Here is a 20,127-nt window from a genome sequence, read left to right on the forward strand (position 1 = left end):
TCTTCTTGCAACGAAACGGCAAGAGTGAGCAGTTTCGCATAACAGCAAAATGCGGGCATGTGATTTCTGAAACGTCGAGTTCAGCCGGTTGACCGACTGTCTTTTTAGTTCGATAGGCTACTGTTTTCAGGTCCGTGATGTCATTCTGACAACCTGTGACTTCGGCGGATGGACGCGGCAGGGTATATTAGCTATCTATACTGATAGCGTTCATCGGACGTTGTCATGGTTTGCAGTTCAGTAAGGGTTACCCGTGCGCACAGGCATCTACGTCGATTCAGACAATATCAGCTCAAGTGGCGGCAGCTACATGCGCTACGAAACGCTCAGGCGTTTCTATGAGGCATCCAGCGTAGTCACTATCGCCAAGGCTTATCATGCCTTCGACGAAGTGCTGGCCGAAGAAAAGCCCGAGTATGCGAACTGGCATGCTGCCCACGTAGCCCGTATCCAGGGCGCCGGGTTTCGGTTGTTGATCAAGCCGGTCAAGCGCTACAACAACGATACAGGCACGTCCCGCAAGGGCAATGTCGATGTGGAACTCACCGTTGATGTCCTGACCCAAGCTGACAAGCTGGATCGGGTCGTGCTGGTGACAGGCGACGGTGATTTTGTCGCGCTGGCACAGGCGCTTCAGGCGAAGGGCGTACGGGTGGAAGTCGTAGCGTTCAAAAATATTTCAAGCGATCTTGTCCAGATCGCCGATGTGTTCCTGAATGCCTATCTGATCCCCGATATTCTGGCTGGCGATGCCCAGCCCCGGGACCGAGTTATTCAGATCATGAATGTGGACCTGAATGGGCAGCGAGCCTTCTATTCCTGCCTGGAGCAGGCGCCCACCTCGCTCTCGCCGGACGATCCAGCCTGGTTGCGTGGCGAGCTCAGGTTGACCAAGTCGATGATTGACTCCCGTAATTTCCGTCCCGGCAAGATTCTCGCCTGGCGTGGACGTAACGCGGATGAGGAGGCGTTTGAAGTTTTGGCAACGCAACGACTGTAATTTAATGCTGTCGCCATGTGACTCGGGGTGCAGGACGGTACTCTATGAATTAAGGTGATTTGCAGCATTAACCTTTACAGTATGCAATCTTTGTTTCAGGCTTTTGGTCTTCCAGGTTTGCCTAGATATGCTTGATTTCGAAAATGGGTACGACTCGAAGGCCAAGCGGTTACCGCTACAGCTCCTGACGATTCTCTTTTTGGTCACGGTTTGCCTGTCAATGGTGGCATTGACGGCTTGGCAGGTCTGGAATTCGCGGAATGTCCAGATCAGCGAGGGCGAGGTCATGACCTCCAACCTTGCCAAGTCCTTGGCCCAGCATGCCGAAGATACGTTCACCGAGGCTGATGCCGTACTGCTCGGTCTGCAGGAGCGTATGGAGATAGATGGCACCAGCGCCCAGCATATGGCTCGGATGAGTATGCTGCTCAGACGGCATGTGCAGGAGCTTCCACAGCTTGAAGGGCTGTTCGTCTATGATGAAAAGGGCAGTTGGCTGGCGACATCCTTTCCGACGATACCGGCCAATAGCAACAATGCGGACCGTGATTACTTCAAGCAACATGTCTCCAATTTCAATCTAACGCCGCACATTGATCATGCCGTGCGCAGCCGCTCTTCCAACAACTGGATCATTCCGATCTCGCGGCGTTTCAACAAGCCTGATGGAAGCTTTGGTGGCATCGTGTTGGCTACGGTCAAGATGAGCTATTTCCAACAGTTCTATGACAGTTTCAAGCTTGATGACGAGGGCGCGATCTTTCTTGCCCTGACCGATGGCTCGATCATTGCCCGACGTCCTTTCAAAGATGAATACGTTAACAAAAGCATTCAGCAAGGTCCGATTTTCAGTAATTATCTTCCCGGCGCACCTGTAGGTGTCGCGGTGGTCCGTGCGTCCGTGGATAACGTTGAGCGCATGTACGGTTATCGCCAGTTAGAGCGTTATCCATTGGTGATGGGTGCCGCCTTGTCCAAAAAAGCTGTTCTGGCTAATTGGACTGACGAGACGCGCAGAGCCGTTGCCATGGTGGCGCTGATGCTGCTAGGCATGACGATGTTTGGGCTTTTACTGCTCAGGCAGATTCAACATGGCATACAGGCAGAGGCTGATCTGGTCGGTGCCAAACAGGAGCTTGAAAAGCTGGCCATGCACGATGGTCTGACCGGTCTCGCCAATAGACGGTATTTGGATACGTTGCTGCCTGCGGAGCTGGGACGCGCGCTTCGTTATTCTCATCCGGTCGGTCTGATCATGATCGATATCGACTACTTCAAGACGTATAACGATCTCTTTGGCCATCCAGGCGGCGACGATTGTCTGCAACGTGTCGCCAAAGCCATTCAGAAAAGCCTCAACCGCCCCAGCGATGTTGCTGTTCGCTATGGTGGCGAAGAGATTTCGGTACTTCTACCAGGAAGCGATCTGGATGGATCCGTTCTGGTTGCGGAGCGGATTCGTGAAAACGTACGAGAGCTCAAGCTGGCGCATCCTGGTAATCCAACCGGCTATGTAACGGTCAGCTGCGGTGTACATGCGTATGTACCTAGTCGTGGCGATGAGTGTTCCGGCAAGAAACTCATCATGAACGCGGATCAGGCACTTTACCGTGCCAAACGTGACGGCAGAAATCAGGTTCAGGCGAACCGTGAGCCTTTTCATCAAGCATAATCTGCATGGCGTAGATGAGAGTTTGCTATAAGATTACAGCCTAGTTTATTGTTTAAATTGAACTAATTCTCATCTGTAAGGTCTTTGCGCAACCTAGTTATCTGTAGTTGGGCAGGGACCTATGCAACATTTACGTTACGAAGCCATTTGTGGAAAGATCCGATACGCCCTGGCGCCTCTTCGCTGCGTCTTTAAACAAGGTGAGGCGTACAGAACTTTCAGCTTCATGGTTCACGATAAGGAAAATGGCATCCTGTTCAGTTCCGAGCCGTTGAACAGTGCTTATTTCAGCAACCCCATCGTCCTGCATCATTACCTGAAGGATTTACGTGAGCGCTTGGCTGACCAAGGCGTTGCGCTCGCTGACTGGCAGGATTGCATTACGCTTGAAAAACTGGCGACATGGCGCAAGCGGGTGTTACCCAAGCCAGGCCCCACCATGCGAGCTGCAACGTCCTGAGTTCAGTCGAGTCGTCTGCCGTCTGAGAAGGGGCGTATGTCCAGTCCTGGTTGCAAAGGCGGCTCTACATGATCAGGGGTCGGCTTTGGGCGTTGATAGTTTCTGGATTCGGCTATCAGCGCCTTGGCAGAACCGAGCAGCGCTTCAAGTTCAGTGTCGATCTGGATCAACCGGTCTATCAGATAACGTGCCTTGTCTGCGTATTCAGGATGAATACTGCCATCGAGCACCAAGACCAGACGGCAAACCTCAGAGACATATGTCTGAAAGCGTGCTGAATCGATGGCCGCTACAGCACTGTCGATACGAAACTTGCTGGCATCCTTGCTGGCATGAGTGAAACTCAAGATGATCTTCCATTCCACAATAAATGTAGGTTATTAGATCACAGGGTTAATGGTAATGGCTAATTGCCTTTATATCATTTTGATCTAGGTTCCAAAGCGCTCAGATAACGCCTTGATGTCTGCACGTTTGGCTCACCCTAGAAGATTAAAGGCTGTTCAGCTTTTGTTTTGGTTGGATGGGATATCTTGAAACTGCAATCTCATCACCTCCTATGAGCTTAGTCAGCACCGTTAGAACCGCATTACTGACAACCCCGCCTCGGCGGGGTTTTATTTGCCTTAAGAAAATCCAATGGTTATCGGCAACCCCGCAGGACCGGTTCAGGCTCCCATGGGACATCAGTGTCAGCGATATCTAATGAGATTTTTCAGTGTTGCTGCCCAAGGCGGTCTCAAGCAGGTCTGCCTCACGCACGAGTTTGCGTAAGGTGTTGTCATTGATAATGTGCTTGCTGCGCAACTTGTAATACTCATGGCGCTCAGCTTTCAATGCTTCCAGACGGGTTTCACGCTCCAGCTCCCGGCGACTTTCCAGGACAGGTGTGGAGAGTTCGACATTATTGATTTCCAGTCGCTTGTGGTAGTAGTCCATCAGTTGGAGCGTAACGTCATTGAACGCAATGATGATTTCTTCATCACCCTTGTGCTCGGCCAGTTTCTTGGCTTTTTCCTGACGGTAGCTTTCAATTCGACGAATAGCCGCTTCAGCGCCGCGAATGCGGGCTGTTCGTTCCTCTTCATACGCCTTAGTGTCCTTTGGCAAGTGCAGATTCCGAAGCACCAGGGGAAGGCCGATACTGCCGGCAATCAAGGTAAACATAATGACGCCGGTAGCCAGGAAGATAAGTAGCTCTCGTGCTGGAAAGGGAGTGCCGTCATTCATTGCGACCGGTAAGGAGAGCGCTGCTGCCAAGGTTACCGTGCCACGGATACCAGCCAGGCTACCCGCAAGAATGACGCGCATCGATACCCTGGGTCTGGCTTCACGCCTGGACAGCAGGCGAGGCAGGTGGGCTGCGCCCAGAATCCAGACAAAACGCATGGCAAACAATGATAGGGAAATCAGGCCGACCAGACCTAGCAGCTTGAAGAATTCGAGCGTACCGCCATTCTGCTCCGCATAGTGCAGGGCACCCTCGATGATTTCGGGTAGTTGAAAACCTAGGAGCAGGAAGACCAGGGCGTTGAGCACAAACTCAAGCATGTCCCAAACGCTGCGCGTTTGAATGCGTGAGCTGGTCTGGTCCTGACGTTTCAGGTCCTTATAGTTAATGACCATCCCCGCAGCTACGGCGGACAGGATGCCCGACATATTGAAATGCTCAGCCACCAGATAAGCTGCAAAGGGCAGCAGAAGCAGTAGAAGCACGATTTGGATCGTTGAAGCTTCGCCCAGTCGGCGCTCGATCAGGCGCGTCCTGATGAAGTTGAAAACAAAGGCCATGGCCGCGCCGATGACGAGACCACCTATCGAGATCATGAAGAAGCCCACAGTGGCATCCATGATGGAAAACGCGCCGGTAAGCGCTGCCGCAACTGCAAACTTGAACGCCACAAGGCCTGAGGCATCGTTCATCAACGATTCGCCTTCGAGGATATGCATGAGCCGCGGTGGAACGGGGAGACGACCGGAAATGGCGGACACCGCCACGGCATCGGTGGGGGACAGAATGGCAGTGAGCGCAAAGCAGACGGGCAAGGGCAGGTGAGGGAATATCCAATGCACGACATAGCCGACACCAACCACTGTCATCAACACCAGACCCAGGGCCAGCGCCAGGATAGGACCTCGCAGAATCATGAACTCCCTTTGAGGGAAGCGTCGCGCATCGGCAAAGAGAAGCGGAGCAATAAAGAGCAGCATGAAGATTTCAGGCTCAAGTTCCACATGCAGACCGCCGGCAGGCCAGGCCAGCAAGGCACCAAATGCAATTTGAACCAGCGGTGTCGGAAGTACGGGTAGGAAGCGGGCAGCCACACCGGTTGCAGACGCTACCAGTAGCAGAATCAGAACGAGATAAACGGTATTCATGGGTAAGGCGAATCAACCTGCGGGAAAGGGTTGATGGCTAATCAAACCTTCGAGCGGGACGAGGCGTATGAATGCTAGAGGGAAACGCAGGGAAGCATAACTACGGCAAGGTACAGCTTAAGGTGTTGAAGCCAGAATGGATTGCAGTCGAGATAGCCTTGACATAGCTTTTGGCTATAAGCAAGGCCGTACCGATTAGACTTTATTAGTTATTTATCGCGATGTCCATGAACGCATTGTCGCGTGCGTTGTGGCATGGCCTAGGCCCTGCCTGCCTTTTCACGCCTCTCTACCTTCGACTTTGCGAATCGTACAAACTGTATCGAACCAAGCCTGGTTACCAATGAGCGGTTGTGGGTTGATGGGAATAATTCGGTTCACGTTGTAACCGTTACCGCGGCCGCCCTGGCGTTCATCCCACCAGAGCGAGGTGCTTAGGTCATCCTGTTCTGGAGTCCCTCCATAACCCTGCTGGCCAAGTGTCGCTTCGGTATTGCGCTCGCCCTGACGTGCAAGGGCAGCGCGACCCGATACGAGATAGCCAAGGCTGTTGGATACCGCAAACACGCGAGGATGTATGCCCTGGGTTACGAAAATACGAACACGCTCGGAGCCTACAGGCTCACCTGTCCCCTTATAGGCCTGGTCACCATGCGGGCCGCTGACCGGGCGGTAGGTGGTCAATTCAACCCAGTCGCCGGTTTTAAGGCCAAGTGACGCGGCAGTGGATGCGTTGATCCACATGGGATTGTCATGGACGATTTCCGTCAGGTATTTCTGATTGGCTGTCCGGGCTTGAGTATGCACATTCCATTTGAAGCTGGTCAGGATGAACCGGTCTTCCGGCAGGTTCTGGTGCGCAGGAATAGGGATATAACTGGGCAGACCGTCATCGGTAATGCCGAGTGTCGTAGCGACCTTGACCAGCTCCGGACAGTACAGCTCGAATTTGCGAGAGGGTGTCTGGAAACCTCTGACTGCTGTGCGAATCCCGTCCTCTTCGATCATTAGGCCAATAGCACTTTCCTGGCCGGCCGCATTGGCCGTGTAGATGACCTGCGTGGCTTCGTCGACTCTCGTGTTGCGGAGCTGTTCAGGCGTAAGGCGGCGGCGATGTACCTCGTAGCTTTTCGGAGCGCTGCGGTCGACGTATACGCCATGCTTTTTCATGTACTCGAAGCCATCAGCTTCTCCACCAGCCGGTATATTGGCGCATTGGTGTCGGACAAACGCCTCGTGGTCACCAAACTGAAAGTATCTGGCCTGTTCCGGGCCGAGGCGTCGGCCAATATCAAACAGCACATCGGCATAGCTACGTGCCTCGCCCGGCGGCTGCACCATGGGTTGACGCAAGGTAACGAAGTGCTGGAGCTCCAGGCTGTTACGGGTATCAAGCCCCCAGCGCTCCAAATAGGTCGCATCCGGCAGGATCAGATCAGCGTAATGGGCCATCTCTGAATAAACTACGTCGGAGCAGGCATGAAAAGGGATCAGGGATTCATCCTTGAGCACCTCGACCGTTGTCGAGCGGCCCTCAGGCCAGGTCATAGGGGAGCTGATCGTATAGGACAAATACACATCAACCTTGGCGCGGCCTTGGCGGATGTAGTCATACACAATCTGGCCCACCTTCATCTCCTGCCAGCGGTTGGCCAGTGGCCACTCGGGCGGATCTTCCAGATCCGTTCTCAGCTTCGGCTTGGGCGGCACAGGTTGCGGCTGCGGGTAGCGAGTGGCGCTGAGCTTTTCTTCCAGGCCATAGCAATAACCACCCGGCTGGCCTACAGCGCCAACCAGGGCATTGAGCATGACCACAGCGCGTTCAGCATTGAGTCCATTGTAATGGGCGCCTGTCCCCCGGTTGGTAAACGCCACAGCAGCGGGGCGCTGGCGAGCAAATTCAAGTGCAAGGCGTTCGATGTCGCTGGCGGCTATCCCTGACTGCTGGGCCGCCCATTCAGGCGTGTAAGGGGCAAGGAAGGCATGGACTTCTTTCAGGCTCAGGTTGACGAAGTGCTCCATGAACCTGCGGTCGTATTCACCCTCGCGCATGATGACATGGCCCATGGCGAGTGCAATGGCACCCTCGGTACCGGGAAAAGGCGCGTGCCACTCATCGCTGCGGCCAGCAGTGTTGGATAGGCGAACGTCGAAGGTTACAAGTTTGGCACCATGATCGAAGCGGGCGGTTGCCACACGCTTGGCCAAATGCAGACCGCCTTGGTGGGCCTCATAAAAATTAGAGCCGAAATTCAGAAAGTATCGGCAGCGCTCGGCATCGATAGATTCCCAGTCGGTGTCGCCTAGGCTGATGTAGTTGGCACCGCGCTTGCTGGCCGAGCACAAGGCGCGATGGTTGAGCTGCACGGGTGAGCCTATAGCGCCTAAAAAACGCTTAATTTCCGCATCGATGCGAGAGCGTCCGGCATGCAAGGCGACCCGTTCGGGGTGCCCTGCATCGATACTGCGCTGAATGCGCGAGGCAATCTCTGTATAAGCTTCGTCCCAGCTAATCCGTTGCCATAAGCCTTCGCCCCGAGCGCCCGCCCGCTTCAGAGGATAAAGCAGTCGCTCGGGATAGTCATTGATCGTCGGCCCGCTCTGACCCTTGGCACAGGTCATGTAGCTATCCATGTTCGGATCGAGAGGGTTGCCACGAATCTTGACGACCTGGTTATCAATGACAAAGCCTTCGATACCGCATACGGTGGAGCAGTTCAGGCATACGCTTTTGACGCGTTTGGCCTGACTGTAGTCATGCCTGGTCTTGCGGGGCGGTGGATCCATGGCCAGTGCGGCAGCGACACCACCGGCACTAACGGCGGTACCTACGCCCAGATAGATGTATTCACCTAGTTTAAGCTGCGCGAGCGCTGCCATTCCGGATTTGATGAACGTGCGACGTTTCATTGATTCATACTCGAAAAGGGACAGGACGCAAGCGTGTTCAGGTAGGCGTACCGAGCTCCGCCCACGTATCGATCTCGTAGGAATGCGGATCGTGGTTGCGTCCGTATGGCAGCTTGGTCTCGATGGTACGAGGCGCAACGCGATCCAGTCCTCGGTAGAGAACTTGCGGCTGAGTGGCCTGTTCAGGCTTGAGGCTGGCCAGCTCGGCTCCGCGCTTCTGGTAGAACTGCGCGACAGGGCTTGCTGCATCGCTGAGATCACCAAAGACCAGTACGCCGGTTGGGCAGGCTTCGACGCAGGCGGGCTGCATGGCCTGTTCCAGGCGGTGGCTACAGAAGTCGCACTTGTCGGCGACCCACTGGACCGGATCAATGTGCAGGGCGCCGTATGGGCAGGCGGTTACGCAGCTGCCCCAGGTATCACACGTATCCACGTTGATTCGAACAATGCCGTCCTTGCCCTTTTCGATGGAATGCGTAGGGCACGCCTTGATACAGGGTGCATCGGCGCACTGCATGCACAAGGCCGGAAGAAAGCTGCGCTGTGTGTGAGGAAATTCGCCTTGGTCGTAGTAATAGACCTTGGTTCTGAAGTGGCCAAGTTCCACTTGGTTTTCGACCTTGCAGGCGACCGAGCAGGCATGACAACCGATACAGCGCTCCAAATCGATTGCCATGCGCCATTGGGGGGAGATGTCCTCCATACCAAACCTTCTAGTGTTATTTATAAGTGATTCGTGCACCGGAACGTCTGGTCTGATCCAGACGAAACGGGCAATCTCAGTCAGGGCGTAAGCGGTAAAGACGGAAATTGTGGCACAGCTAGGCAGGACGTCAAAAAACTGATGGGATAGCGCAGGGTGAAACAGGGTCTTGCAGGCAAGACCCCATTGGAGCAGTGTCAGTAGTCCTGAAGCGTAGGACGGAAGAGAATCTCGTTGATGTCTACATCATCCGGCTGGCTCATGGCATAAACGACGGCTCGCGCGAAGGAGTCGGCCGGAATAGCGATTTCATAAAATTTGCGGACGTTTTCGGCGACGTCCTGCTCGGTGATGCTGTCTGGCAGCTCTGTAGCAACTGCGCCTGGAGAAATGATGGTGGTGCGGATGTTGTAGGGCTTCACCTCCTGGCGTAGTCCTTCGGAGATGATGCGTACGGCATGCTTGGTCGCAGAGTAGACCGTACTGCCAGCGCGCACCTTGTGTCCGGCTACTGACGATACGTTGATGATATGACCGGCCTTGCGCTCAGACATGTGGGGCAGTACCGCAGCAATGCCGTAAAGCACACCTTTGACGTTGACGTCGATCATGCGGTCCCAGTCTTCGATCTTGAGCCGCTCAAGCGGGGAGTGCGGCATGAGTCCTGCGTTGTTCAATAGGGTGTCGACGCGGCCATAGGTGGCGATGGCTTTTTCGACCAGTGCCTTGACCTGTGCGCTGTCGGTTACGTCAGTCTTCATGGCAAGCGCCTTGCCGCCGTTGCCATTGATTTCATCAGCTAAGGCCTGGATACGCTCCAGACGGCGCGCGCCCAAAACAACGGTTGCGCCCATCTGACTTAACTGTCGGGCCGTTGCCTCGCCCAGCCCGCTACTGGCACCGGTAATCACAACGATCTTGCCTTCAATGTTATTGCTCATGGCCTGTCTCCTTGGGGTTTAAGCCTTGGATAAAGAACAACACGAACGGGCATAGGTTCTATTGAAGTCTCCTACAGGCCAGGGAAACAGAAGGCCGGTCGTTTGTTGCAATCATGGAACCGGTTTCTATCAGCGGCTTTCTGCTGGTGTGCTGCCTATAACGCGGTTATGTTTCCGCAACGTTGTGGTCTTACCTGAATGCTCTAGAACAGGATCTTTAAATGTTTCGCTCACGCTGGACGATGCCGGTCATCCTGATTTTGCTTCATGTTTATGTCGGCGTGACGCTGATTCCCCATCTGCCGCTTAACGATGTAGGGCAGTTGCTTGCCGCGCTTTTGCTGGCGCTGTCCTGCTACCTGGTGCCATTAGGGTTTCGCTCGCGCAGTTTGCGCATGCCCTGGCTGGCCTGGGCAGGTCTGCTGGCCATGGGAGTCTTTTCCAGCCTGGCCGTGCTAAGCCTGTTGCGCGGTGTGCTGATCGCTGTGCTCATGTTATTTCCTGGCGCGCTTTCCGAGGCGGTCACAGAACGCTCTGCCGAGGCAGTCATAGGTCTGGTGCTGCTCTTCACGGTGCTGGGCGTCTTCAATGCACGACGAATTGCAAACGTCGTTGACGTTGAATTACCCGTCGAAGACCTGCCGAAAGCCCTGGAAGGTTTTACGATCGCTCAGATCAGCGATATCCATGTCGGACCGACAATTCACCGATCTTATATTTCTGCCATCGTTCAACGTGTGAACCGTCTTGACGCCGATGTCGTAGCGGTAACAGGGGATCTGGTCGATGGTTCTGTGAAGCAGCTGGCCGAGCACATTCAGCCACTGGCCGAACTAAAAGGCCGTTACGGTGTGTACGTGGTGACAGGCAATCATGAGTACTACTCAGGTGCTTTGGAGTGGGTAAGCCACTTGAAACACATAGGGCTCAGGGTACTGCTCAACGAGCACGTGGTGATTGCTCACAACGGGGCTGAGCTGGTGCTGGCGGGAATTACGGATTATTCCGCCGGAATGTTTGTGCCGCAGCACAAAAGCGATCCGCAGGCGGCGCTCCAGGGTGCGCCGAACAACGTGCCCAAGGTTCTTCTGGCCCATCAGCCACGCTCAGCAAAGCTGGCAGCCGAGGCGGGGTTTGATGTTCAGCTTTCCGGACATACCCATGGAGGGCAGTTCTGGCCGTGGATGCATTTCGTGCGTTTCCAGCAACCGTGGGTGGCCGGTATCCATCAGTTGGGAAGGCTTTGTGTCTATATCAGCCGCGGCACAGGTTATTGGGGTCCGCCGATTCGCTTTGGCGCGCCCTCTGAAATCACCCGCATTCGGCTGGTCTCCACGCGTCGCTGATCACTTGTCGGACGTGGCGGTTGCTGGCGTAACCGCTGCATCCAGGAACAGAAGTGATCCGCTGAAAGACACCGCCATGAACAGGAACCAGGATACTTTGCGCAGCATCCAGATGATGATGTCGCTGCGGTTATCTGCACTGTTCAGCATCAGATGATGCGTTTTGAAGGGGTCGAAAAAACCTAGCAGGCCGAGCAGTGCCAGCGTGCCGCAAAATAGGAAGACTAGCGCGAGTGCGTAATAGCGCGCGTTCTTCGAGGCGAGTAAGTTGTGCATGAAATAACCTTTGAAAAGACGTTGGATAAATAAGGCCCGGTCGGTCTTTTCAGCAACAATGCTGCGCTCTTGTTCAGGAGCGGCATGATTGATTTATCAGGTCTGAAAGCTCGATGCCCATATGCTCTATGACGGCACGGCTGTCCGATACTTGAATCGGGCCGTCGACGTACGACAGGTTCAGACCTGGTCGATGCCAGCCTAGGCGGTATTGGGATTGTTCTAGGAATAAGGGCGTTAACCCGTACAAGCGCAGCATGACGCTGAAAAGAGGCGTACCGGCGCAAAGGCAAATACGGTACGCATCATATGGCTGGCTCTTAATATAAGGGCAGAATGCTGGGTTTCAAATACCGCTGAACCAATTGTAGCCCTGATCTTCCCAGTACCCTCCCGGGTATTGGTTGGTTACAAACAGCTCGCCAATATGCTTGGGGTTCTTGAAGCCCAGCTTGGTAGGTACGCGCAGGCGAAGCGGGTAGCCGTAGTCGGGCGGTAACGGTGTCTTGCCAAAGTCCAGTGCCAGAAGGGTTTGTGGATGAAGGGCAGTGGCCATGTCGATGCTGGAGTAATAGCGGTCGGCACACTTGAAGGCAACATACTTTGCCGTGGTGTCAGCACCGATGTGTTCGAGAAAGGTCTTGAGCGGTACGCCATTCCACTGACCAATGGCACTCCAACCTTCGATACAGATCAGCCGAGTAATGTCGCTGCGCTGAGGAAGTCGCCGCAGCGCTTCCAGCGTCCAGGGCTGCTTCTTTTGTACGAGCCCCGAGACCTCAAGGCGATAATCGCTCAAGTCTACGTCAGGAACATTGTATTCAGGGTAAAAGGCGTTGAAAGGAAAGGGGTGAGTGATCTGGTCTTCCCGGTAGACCGGCGCCAGACGCTGGCCGCCAAACAACCAGGCCTGAACCCGATCATTCCAACGGGACAGGGCCCAGAGCACCTTGTCTACCTGATCGCCATCCTGAAGATTACAGCCAGTCAGTATGGCCATGGCGCCAACGGTAAGACCGGAGCGCAGGAACAGTCGACGCTGCAGGTTAACCAATTGCGTATGCTGCGCTGGCTCAAGGTGAATTCTAGTTTTGCGCTCACTCCTAGTTTTGCGCTCACTCATGATGCGTTTCCTTGGCCCGACCGGTGATCATCGGAAGAAAAGTGCGAGGGACAAGCATGACGAGGGTCAGGTGGATAATCACAAACCCGCCGATCCCAGCCATGGCAAGGAAGTGGACATAGCGTGCCCGGTCAAATCCACCGAACAGAGTGGCCAAGGCCTGCAACTGTACGGGCTTCCAGATTGCAAGACCCGACAGTACGACCAGAGCGCCCATGGCCAGTACGAACCAGTACATCAGCCGCTGCACAGCGTTATACGTACCCAGTCGATGGGCTAGCCGAAAGCGCAGCGCATCCATAAGGTCCTGGCGAAAGGCCTGGACGCCTATGGGCAACAAGTCCCGACGAAAGTGTCGGCTGGCGAGGCTGTACAGCACATAGAGGGCGCCATTGATCACTAGGACCCACATGACCGCGAAATGCCAGGCAATGGAGCCACCCAGCCAGCCGCCCAAGGTAGCCCAGGTCGGAAAGGCGAACCCGAATAGCGGTGAGGCGTTGTAGATACCCCATCCGCTCAAAAACATGCAGGGCATGGCAAGGGCGTTGATCCAGTGAGTCAGGCGTACCGGCCAGGTATGCACCAGCCGCCGCGTGGTAGTCGGATGCGTCATGGGTCATCTCCGATAGGAGGGTAGGCGCACCGCTCCGGTGCGCCTCAGCGGGACTACATGGGTGGGGTGTAGCCGTCTTTACCGATCGCAACACCTTTGGCGGTCTTGCCATCAGCATCAGGAAACAACACGATCTTGGTCCCAGGCTTGAGTTCGTCCACCTTACCGGGCTCGACATAAGCGATAGGCACATCCTCAGGCACATGCAACTGCTTTTCGCTGCCCTTGTATTGAACCGTCAGCGTACGGCCATTGGCGTTTTTAAGTTCGCCCACAGTGCCATTGGTCATAGTGCCAGCGGAGCCATCAGCATTTTCCCACCCATAGTGACCCTCGCCAGTACCCCGCAGGCTGGCTTCAAATACGGTAACTTCCAGTGCCTTGAGGCTGCCGTCCGGCTGCGGAATGGCGGCGGAACCTACAAAGCTGTTGGGCTCGATCGCGTCCAGTTTGGCCGGAGAGACCAGGCGATAAGATGTCTTGTCAGTCAATGCAACCGACAGGTGTTGGCCATTGCGAGTGGTGAGATTCAGCATATTGGATTGAACGGCATCTACTGTTCCGCGAACCGGCTTGACAGTCGGCATGGCGGTGCCTGCGGGGGCGGCGGCCTGGGCAAGCAGCGTACTGCCCAGTAACAAGGTACCTAGGGCAGTGGATAACAGATTCTTGGTCATGGGCGAATCCTTCTGGGATAGGTTGCAGGAGTAATGCTCGCGCAGGGAAGGGGTCATGAAGATGACGGGGGAATGACAAAAATGTAATCCACCGTCGTCGTCGTGCTCGTTAGAATCAACGGATCGCAGGAGAGCATCTGTGCACCTATTACTGATTGAAGACGATACAAAAACCGGCGAGTACCTGAAGAAAGGATTGGGTGAGTCGGGCTATGCGGTGGATTGGGCCCAGCATGGAGCGGACGGCCTGCACCTGGCGCTTGAGCAGCACTATGACCTGATCATTCTGGACGTCATGCTGCCTGGCATCGACGGTTGGCAGATTATGGAAGTGCTGCGCAAGAAGCACGACGTGCCCGTCCTGTTTCTTACTGCCCGCGATCAGGTGCAGGACCGTATCCGCGGCCTTGAGCTGGGCGCGGATGACTATCTGGTCAAGCCGTTTTCGTTTACCGAGCTGGTGTTGCGCATCCGTACGCTACTCAGACGTGGCGTTGTACGTGAGGTCGATCACTATCACCTGGCAGATCTGGAGCTGGATCTGCTCAGGCGGCGCGTCACGCGGCAGCAGCAGGTGATTACGCTGACCAACAAGGAGTTCGCATTGTTGCATCTGCTGCTGCGCCGTGAAGGTGAGGTGCTCTCGCGTACCTTGATTGCGTCGGAGGTGTGGGACATGAATTTCGATAGCGACACCAATGTGGTGGACGTAGCCATCAAGCGACTACGCAGCAAGATCGACCAACCCTATTCCATCAAACTCATCCATACGGTACGCGGCATTGGCTACGTCTGTGAGGCTCGGCCATGCGCACCCGAAGACAGCCTTCTGTAACCCTCCGGGCAACCCTGGCCTTTGCGGTTGTCGCGATGCTTACCGTGGGCGGCGCGGGCGTCTACCTGTACGGCTCGTTGAAGCACACGCTACTGGAGCGCAGCGATTACGCCGTACTGGGCCGGGTCGACCACTTTCGTAAACTGTTGAGGTATGACCTGAACCTGGCGGATCTGCAGCGCAATCCGCAGTTGTTCGAGAACATGCTGGGTAACGAGGAGGATGTCTTCATCATCAGCCAGCAGGGACAGCCTATCGTCATGGTCAATCCCAGGCAGGCCGTACTGCCGGATTTGCCTGTGGTCGGCAGTGACGAGTCATTAAGTCTGGATGACCTGCGCAGTGGTGTTGCGCCGGACAATACTCCCTTGCGCGCGGCGGCGGCTGAAGTCCGTTCCGGGGATACCTCGGTTCGTGTCGTGGCGGCTCATTTGCTGGTCAAGGAAATGGCCATGCTTGATACGTTCCGTGAGCGCATCCTGGGCGCCGTAGTGCTGGCGTTTCTGCTGACAGCTATTCTGGGCTATCTATTGCTGCGCAGAGGGTTGCTGCCTATTCGTGAAATGGCAGCCCATGCCGCAACAATCACACCCGCGCGATTGAACAGTCGACTCGACCCCGCCAATACGCCCAAGGAGCTGGATCAACTCACCACAGCGTTCAACGGTATGCTGGATCGGCTGGCGGATGGCTATCAGCGTCTGGTGCAGTTCTCGGCGGACCTTGCCCACGAGATTCGTACGCCTATCGGTTCGCTGATGGGAATCTGCCAGGTTACGTTGCAGCAACCTCGCTCTCTGGATGAGTACCAAAGTGTGATCGCCTCCAATCTGGAAGAGCTGGAGCGTATTTCACGCATGGTGGAGAGCATTCTGTTTCTTGCCCGCGCCGATGATGCACAGGCGGTACTGGATTACAAAACCCTGGCGCTCGCAGACGAGCTGGAGCGTATAGCGGACTACTTCGAAGGGTTGGCCGAAGAGCGCGAGCTACGGCTCAGTATTGAAGGCGACGGGAAGTTGGAGGCTGATCCGATGATGGTGCGCCGTGCGCTGAGCAATCTGGTTGCCAACGCCATTCGATATGCGGACAAAGGTTCCGTTATCCATATCCGTACACTGCAAAAAGGACAGGAGCAATGGATCCAGGTAGAGAACAGCTGCCCTATGCTCGAACCTCGTCAGCTGGAGCGCTTGTTTGATCGGTTCTACCGAGGTGATGCGGCACGGCATGGCTCGGAATCCAACGGGCTTGGACTGGCGATTGTAGCAGCCATCATGCGTCTGCATGGGGGAAGTGCAAGCGTCGAGCAGGATGAGCATCGGCACATTTGCTTTACCTTGCGCTTTCCCCATGTGGCTCCAAAGCGCGAGTCCATACTGACGGCACCTATGGCAAAAGGCTTACACGGATAGAAGTCGGTTGGCGCTAGGCCTGCATGCAGCATCTGCGTAATCTACACATATCGGAATGCAGCGCAGGAAGCGCTCATCGCACCTCAAGGACGACGACCACGCCAGGATGGCAACTTGACAGGATGTTGAGTAAGGTCGACGAAACCCCGCCAAGCGCGGGGTTTTTCGTTTGCGCTGAATAATTATTGGGTATTTATTTCGGCCGGTACATCTTGAAGAGCTGCGCTTCGGTAATCTCGAAATAGTCTGCCGGGCCACCCCCGCGCAGGATGGGCCGTGTGGCCGCAGTCTGATAGACCCCGTCGACCAGCAGTGACCTGTCGATATGTACGCCGACCACCTCGCCCAACACCAGCCAGCTTTCCACCGAATCCCCGGCTGCGGTTTGCAGTTGGATCAGTTGAGTGAGCTTGCATTCGAAGGACACCGGGGTTTCGGCAACACGTGGTACCGAGATCACGTGTGAGGGTGCAGTCGTCAACCCGGCCAGCTCAAATTCGTTGACCTCCGGCGCTACCGCTGCACAGCTGGTGTTCATCTGTTCCGCCAGTGCGCGTGTCGCAAGGTTCCAGCAGAACTCACCCGTCCGCTCGATATTACGTACGCTATCCTTATAGCCAATGCTGGAAAAGCCGATAATGGGCGGCACATAGTTGAAGGCATTGAAGAAACTGTACGGCGCCAGATTCAATTGCCCCTGCTCGTTGTGAGAGGAAATCCAGCCAATCGGGCGTGGGCCGACGATCGCATTAAAGGGATCGTGGGGCAGATCATGGCCTTTGGCGGGTTCGTAGAAATGAACGTGTTCAGACATCGACAGCCTCTCCTGACTAGATGATTACATACTGACACACACCAGCTCGGGGTGACGCAATGCCATTTGCTTTTCTTGATACAGAGTTCACCACTCTTACTGCGCAAGCCAGACTGATTTCGCTGGCGCTGGTTGTTCCAGACGGCCCCGAGTTCTATGTTGAATTGCCGCAGAATTGGGACCTTGCAGACTGCTCTGACTTTGTCATTGAAATTGTGCTGCCGCAGCTGGACCCTGTGCAGTATGGCATGAGTGTGCCTGACGCCAGGGATGCGCTATGGCAGTTTCTATCCCGCTTTGATGAGGAGGTCATCGTGTGCTGTGATGCGCCACTGTGGGATTGGGAGTTCTTCAGTCAACTGGCATATCGCCATGGCAAGTGGCCTGCCAATGTGCGTAACGCGCCCCGTAATAGCTATGACCTGATACCCGATCTTGCCGAGGCAATTGCTGAAGAGCAGGTGCCTCACCACGCACTGCTGGATGCGCGTCTGGTAGCTGAACAGTATCTTTCAGCTACCAGACGTTAAGTGCCAGTCTACAGGCTATCGACGATATCAGTAGAATAATGCAGGGTGCGGCCCGGAGGGTTGGTTACCACTGGTACGTAGCACTTAACTGCGCCGTACGCTGCGAACCGTACCAGCACCACGAATACGAGTAGCAGGTTGTGATGTATTCCTTGTCCGTCAAGTTGGTTACATTCAGCGCCAGCCGCAAGTTGTCGGTAGGGCTATTGATGTGGCCGATGTCATAGTGGATGGCGGCATCAAACAGCGTATAGCCAGATACTTTTAACGTGTTGGCGGCATCGCCCCAAGAGGAGCTGACGTAGCGTACACCGCCGCCTACTCCAAGACCTTTAACCGGCCCCTCATGAAAAGTGTAATCGGCCCAGGCGGAAGCGGTATGGCGAGGCAGGCCGTAAGTGGTCGTGCCTTCCACGGGTACCTCGGGACCGTTTGCAACACCCGTCACCCCAGGGGCTCTGTTGGTGGTGTTGTTGGATTTTGTGATCCGGTTGTCGAGGTAGGCGTAGGCGGCAGTGATGTCCAGATTGTTGGTCAGGCTGGCTTTGCCTTCAATCTCCAGGCCACGGGACTGGACTTCGCCATCCTGTACCTGGCAGCGACTGCCGTTACACAGATGGGTAGGGTCTGGATCGAGTGTCGGTACGTTGGTCTTGCGTAGATCAAACACCGCGATGGTGATAAAGCTGTTGCTCCCAGGCGGTTGGTATTTGATTCCTATTTCGTACTGCTTGCCTTCCGATGGCTGAAAGAGCGAGCCGCCATAGAGCGTGCCCGACTGTGGCTCGAACGATTCCGCATAGCTTACATAAGGTGCGAACCCATTATCGAACAGGTAGACCAGCCCCAGACGTCCTGTAAATGCTTCGCTGGACTGCGAGCTTTTTGCTTTTCTGCCGGTGCTGAGGGTGAGAGTGCTATTGCTGGTATCGGCCCAGTCGTATCGTCCTCCCATTAGCAGGACCCAGCGGTCCCAACTCAGGTGATCCTGTAGGTAGAGACCTTTCTGCTCACTGCGCTGAGTCGCGTCGGTTGAGAAGGCAGGATAGCGATCGATACCGGTATAGACAGGGTCGAAGATATCCAGGCTACTGCCTTTTCCATAACCGGCCTTGGTATCGCTGCTGGTGTTCTGATAGTCAGCACCCAGTAACACGGTGTGCTGTAACGGGCCCGTACCAAACTTGGCCTGGAGTTGATTGTCGAGGGCGTAGGCGTCAATGTCTACATCGGTTGCAATGGTGCTGCGGCTCATCGTGCGGTAGTCAGCTGCCAGAACGGATGCATTGTACAAGCTGCGGTAAATGCCCTCGCTGCGCAGGTAGCGGGCGTTTTGCCTTATGGTCCAGGTGTCGTTGAAGTGATGTTCGAACTGATACCCGAGCGAGTAGTACTCGCGATCAGACTTTTCGAACTCCTTGTCACCGTCGTAAAAGTCGACCTTGATGCGCCTGCCGGTTGGACTATGCAGCGCTGAGCCATAGGCGGGAATGGAGCCGTAGGATCCCCCTTTGGGGTCCTGCTGGAAATGGCCCAGTACCGTGAGGGTCGTGTTCTCCGAGGGGCGCCAGGTGAATGACGGTGCAATGGACTGTCGACGTACTTCGGTGTGTTCGATCTGGCCATCCGCATCGTCATAAAGACCCAGCAGGCGGTAGGAAAACTCTCCTGCGTCGTCTAAAGGACCGCTGAAATCCAGCGTGGTCCGCTTCTTGTCAAACGTGCCTATCTGAACACCGATTTCATGGTAGGGCGTATCCAGGGGACGCTTGCTGACCATATTGATCACGCCTGCCGGGCTGGATTGTCCATAGAGTACCGACGCAGGCCCTCTTAGTACCTCTACACGCTCCAGATCAAAGGCATCTTCCTGAGGAAGGGCATCCCGGCTGCCGGGCATGCGCAGCCCGTCTAGGTAACTGCCTGGTGAAAACCCCCGAATGGTCAACTGGTCCAGGCGCGAGGCGGTAGCGCCACGACTTTCCGGAATGACGGCCGCGGTGTAACGCAGGATCTGATTGAGGCTCTGCGCATCCTGAGCCTGCATCTGATCACGGGTAATGACCGAAATGGACTGCGGTGTCTCGATTAATGAGGCATCGGTCTTGGTCGCCGTAAGGCTGCGATTGGCGACATATCCACTCACCGGCCCTGTAGGACTTTCATCCAGCAATTCCTCGCTGATTTCGGTAGCGTCCAGTTCAAAGGCAGCCTCTTGTTCAGCCGCATTTACGGGTGAGGCAAGCAGGGGCACACAGGCAACGATAGCGCAAGATGAAGCAGCAGAGCGGTACATACAAGTCCTTTGTAGATAAGCGCTTAAATACAACCACAGCTAACAGCGCAAGAAGGGATAGTGATCTTTGCAATTGATAATCTATATCGTTTGTGAATTTGTATCAAAAAAGAAAACATCTCATTACAAATTAA

At 55.2% G+C, this 20,127-nt stretch carries 18 protein-coding genes; 7 read left to right on the forward strand and 11 right to left on the reverse strand.

Annotated elements, in window-relative coordinates; translation table 11 throughout:
* Positions 1 to 253: 253 nt before the first annotated feature.
* The 3 genes from QWJ10_RS15815 (at position 254) to QWJ10_RS15825 (ending at position 3,132) form a co-directional block, all read left to right on the forward strand.
* Positions 254 to 1,000, forward strand: coding sequence for an NYN domain-containing protein (locus tag QWJ10_RS15815; RefSeq protein WP_125888350.1), 747 nt, complete (start codon positions 254 to 256; stop codon positions 998 to 1,000).
* A 127-nt stretch (positions 1,001 to 1,127) separates the two neighbouring features.
* Complete coding sequence (locus tag QWJ10_RS15820; protein WP_289927899.1) at positions 1,128 to 2,672, forward strand: sensor domain-containing diguanylate cyclase; 1,545 nt, start codon at positions 1,128 to 1,130, stop codon at positions 2,670 to 2,672.
* Positions 2,673 to 2,793: 121 nt separating this feature from the next.
* Positions 2,794 to 3,132, forward strand: coding sequence for a hypothetical protein (locus QWJ10_RS15825; protein WP_010798266.1), 339 nt, complete (start codon positions 2,794 to 2,796; stop codon positions 3,130 to 3,132).
* 2 nt (positions 3,133 to 3,134) lie between these two features.
* Here QWJ10_RS15825 and QWJ10_RS15830 read toward each other — a convergent pair whose 3' ends face one another.
* The 5 genes from QWJ10_RS15830 to QWJ10_RS15850 form a co-directional block, all read right to left on the reverse strand.
* Positions 3,135 to 3,479, reverse strand: a complete 345-nt coding sequence (locus QWJ10_RS15830; protein WP_289927904.1) for a hypothetical protein — start codon at positions 3,477 to 3,479, stop codon at positions 3,135 to 3,137.
* A gap of 355 nt (positions 3,480 to 3,834) precedes the next feature.
* Positions 3,835 to 5,511 carry a Na+/H+ antiporter gene (locus QWJ10_RS15835; RefSeq protein WP_019365709.1) on the reverse strand — a complete coding sequence of 559 codons (1,677 nt, stop codon included), beginning with the start codon at positions 5,509 to 5,511 and terminating at the stop codon, positions 3,835 to 3,837.
* 279 nt (positions 5,512 to 5,790) lie between these two features.
* Positions 5,791 to 8,421, reverse strand: a complete 2,631-nt coding sequence (locus tag QWJ10_RS15840) for a molybdopterin-dependent oxidoreductase (RefSeq protein WP_289927908.1) — start codon at positions 8,419 to 8,421, stop codon at positions 5,791 to 5,793.
* Between the two features lie 37 nt (positions 8,422 to 8,458).
* Positions 8,459 to 9,124, reverse strand: coding sequence for a 4Fe-4S dicluster domain-containing protein (locus QWJ10_RS15845; RefSeq protein WP_289927909.1), 666 nt, complete (start codon positions 9,122 to 9,124; stop codon positions 8,459 to 8,461).
* 197 nt (positions 9,125 to 9,321) lie between these two features.
* Positions 9,322 to 10,065, reverse strand: a complete 744-nt coding sequence (locus QWJ10_RS15850) for an SDR family oxidoreductase (RefSeq protein WP_019365713.1) — start codon at positions 10,063 to 10,065, stop codon at positions 9,322 to 9,324.
* Positions 10,066 to 10,286: 221 nt separating this feature from the next.
* On the opposite strand from QWJ10_RS15850, the gene QWJ10_RS15855 reads away from it, so the two are divergent.
* On the forward strand, positions 10,287 to 11,411 hold the full coding sequence (locus QWJ10_RS15855) for a metallophosphoesterase (RefSeq protein ID WP_289927911.1): 1,125 nt from the start codon (positions 10,287 to 10,289) through the stop codon (positions 11,409 to 11,411).
* Here the strand turns inward: QWJ10_RS15855 and QWJ10_RS15860 are convergent, their stop codons facing one another.
* The 4 genes from QWJ10_RS15860 to QWJ10_RS15875 form a co-directional block, all read right to left on the reverse strand.
* A complete protein-coding gene (locus QWJ10_RS15860; protein ID WP_289927913.1) occupies positions 11,412 to 11,687 on the reverse strand; it encodes a hypothetical protein in 276 nt (91 codons plus the stop codon). It abuts the gene before it with no gap.
* Between the two features lie 346 nt (positions 11,688 to 12,033).
* The gene (locus tag QWJ10_RS15865; RefSeq protein ID WP_289927915.1) at positions 12,034 to 12,810 is read right to left on the reverse strand and encodes a molybdopterin-dependent oxidoreductase; all 777 of its coding nucleotides are present in this window, start codon (positions 12,808 to 12,810) and stop codon (positions 12,034 to 12,036) included.
* Positions 12,803 to 13,426: a cytochrome b/b6 domain-containing protein gene (locus tag QWJ10_RS15870; RefSeq protein WP_125888358.1), complete on the reverse strand. Its 624-nt coding sequence runs from the start codon at positions 13,424 to 13,426 to the stop codon at positions 12,803 to 12,805. The genes QWJ10_RS15865 and QWJ10_RS15870 overlap by 8 nt, the downstream gene beginning before the upstream one ends.
* 53 nt (positions 13,427 to 13,479) lie before the next feature.
* Positions 13,480 to 14,103, reverse strand: a complete 624-nt coding sequence (locus QWJ10_RS15875; RefSeq protein ID WP_289927920.1) for a hypothetical protein — start codon at positions 14,101 to 14,103, stop codon at positions 13,480 to 13,482.
* A 139-nt stretch (positions 14,104 to 14,242) separates the two neighbouring features.
* Between QWJ10_RS15875 and QWJ10_RS15880 the strand changes: the two genes are divergently transcribed.
* Entirely contained in the window at positions 14,243 to 14,938 is a 696-nt protein-coding gene (locus tag QWJ10_RS15880; RefSeq protein ID WP_125888360.1) for a heavy metal response regulator transcription factor, read from the forward strand.
* Positions 14,911 to 16,353, forward strand: a complete 1,443-nt coding sequence (locus QWJ10_RS15885) for a heavy metal sensor histidine kinase (protein WP_125888361.1) — start codon at positions 14,911 to 14,913, stop codon at positions 16,351 to 16,353. Before QWJ10_RS15880 ends, QWJ10_RS15885 begins: the two co-directional genes overlap by 28 nt.
* Before the next feature lie 193 nt (positions 16,354 to 16,546).
* On the opposite strand, the gene QWJ10_RS15890 is transcribed toward QWJ10_RS15885, so the two are convergent.
* Positions 16,547 to 17,167, reverse strand: coding sequence for a flavin reductase family protein (locus QWJ10_RS15890; protein WP_125888363.1), 621 nt, complete (start codon positions 17,165 to 17,167; stop codon positions 16,547 to 16,549).
* 59 nt (positions 17,168 to 17,226) lie between these two features.
* Here QWJ10_RS15890 and QWJ10_RS15895 point away from each other — a divergent pair, with 59 nt between their 5' ends.
* Positions 17,227 to 17,697 carry a 3'-5' exoribonuclease gene (locus tag QWJ10_RS15895; RefSeq protein ID WP_125888364.1) on the forward strand — a complete coding sequence of 157 codons (471 nt, stop codon included), beginning with the start codon at positions 17,227 to 17,229 and terminating at the stop codon, positions 17,695 to 17,697.
* A 64-nt stretch (positions 17,698 to 17,761) separates the two neighbouring features.
* Here QWJ10_RS15895 and QWJ10_RS15900 read toward each other — a convergent pair whose 3' ends face one another.
* Positions 17,762 to 19,993 (reverse strand): TonB-dependent siderophore receptor, encoded by a 2,232-nt coding sequence (locus QWJ10_RS15900; RefSeq protein ID WP_289927928.1) that lies wholly within the window; start codon positions 19,991 to 19,993, stop codon positions 17,762 to 17,764.
* Positions 19,994 to 20,127: the final 134 nt, after the last annotated feature.

It is taken from the genome of Pseudomonas sp. WAC2, assembly GCF_030403525.1.
Taxonomy (GTDB): Bacteria; Pseudomonadota; Gammaproteobacteria; order Pseudomonadales; family Pseudomonadaceae; genus Chryseomonas; species Chryseomonas luteola.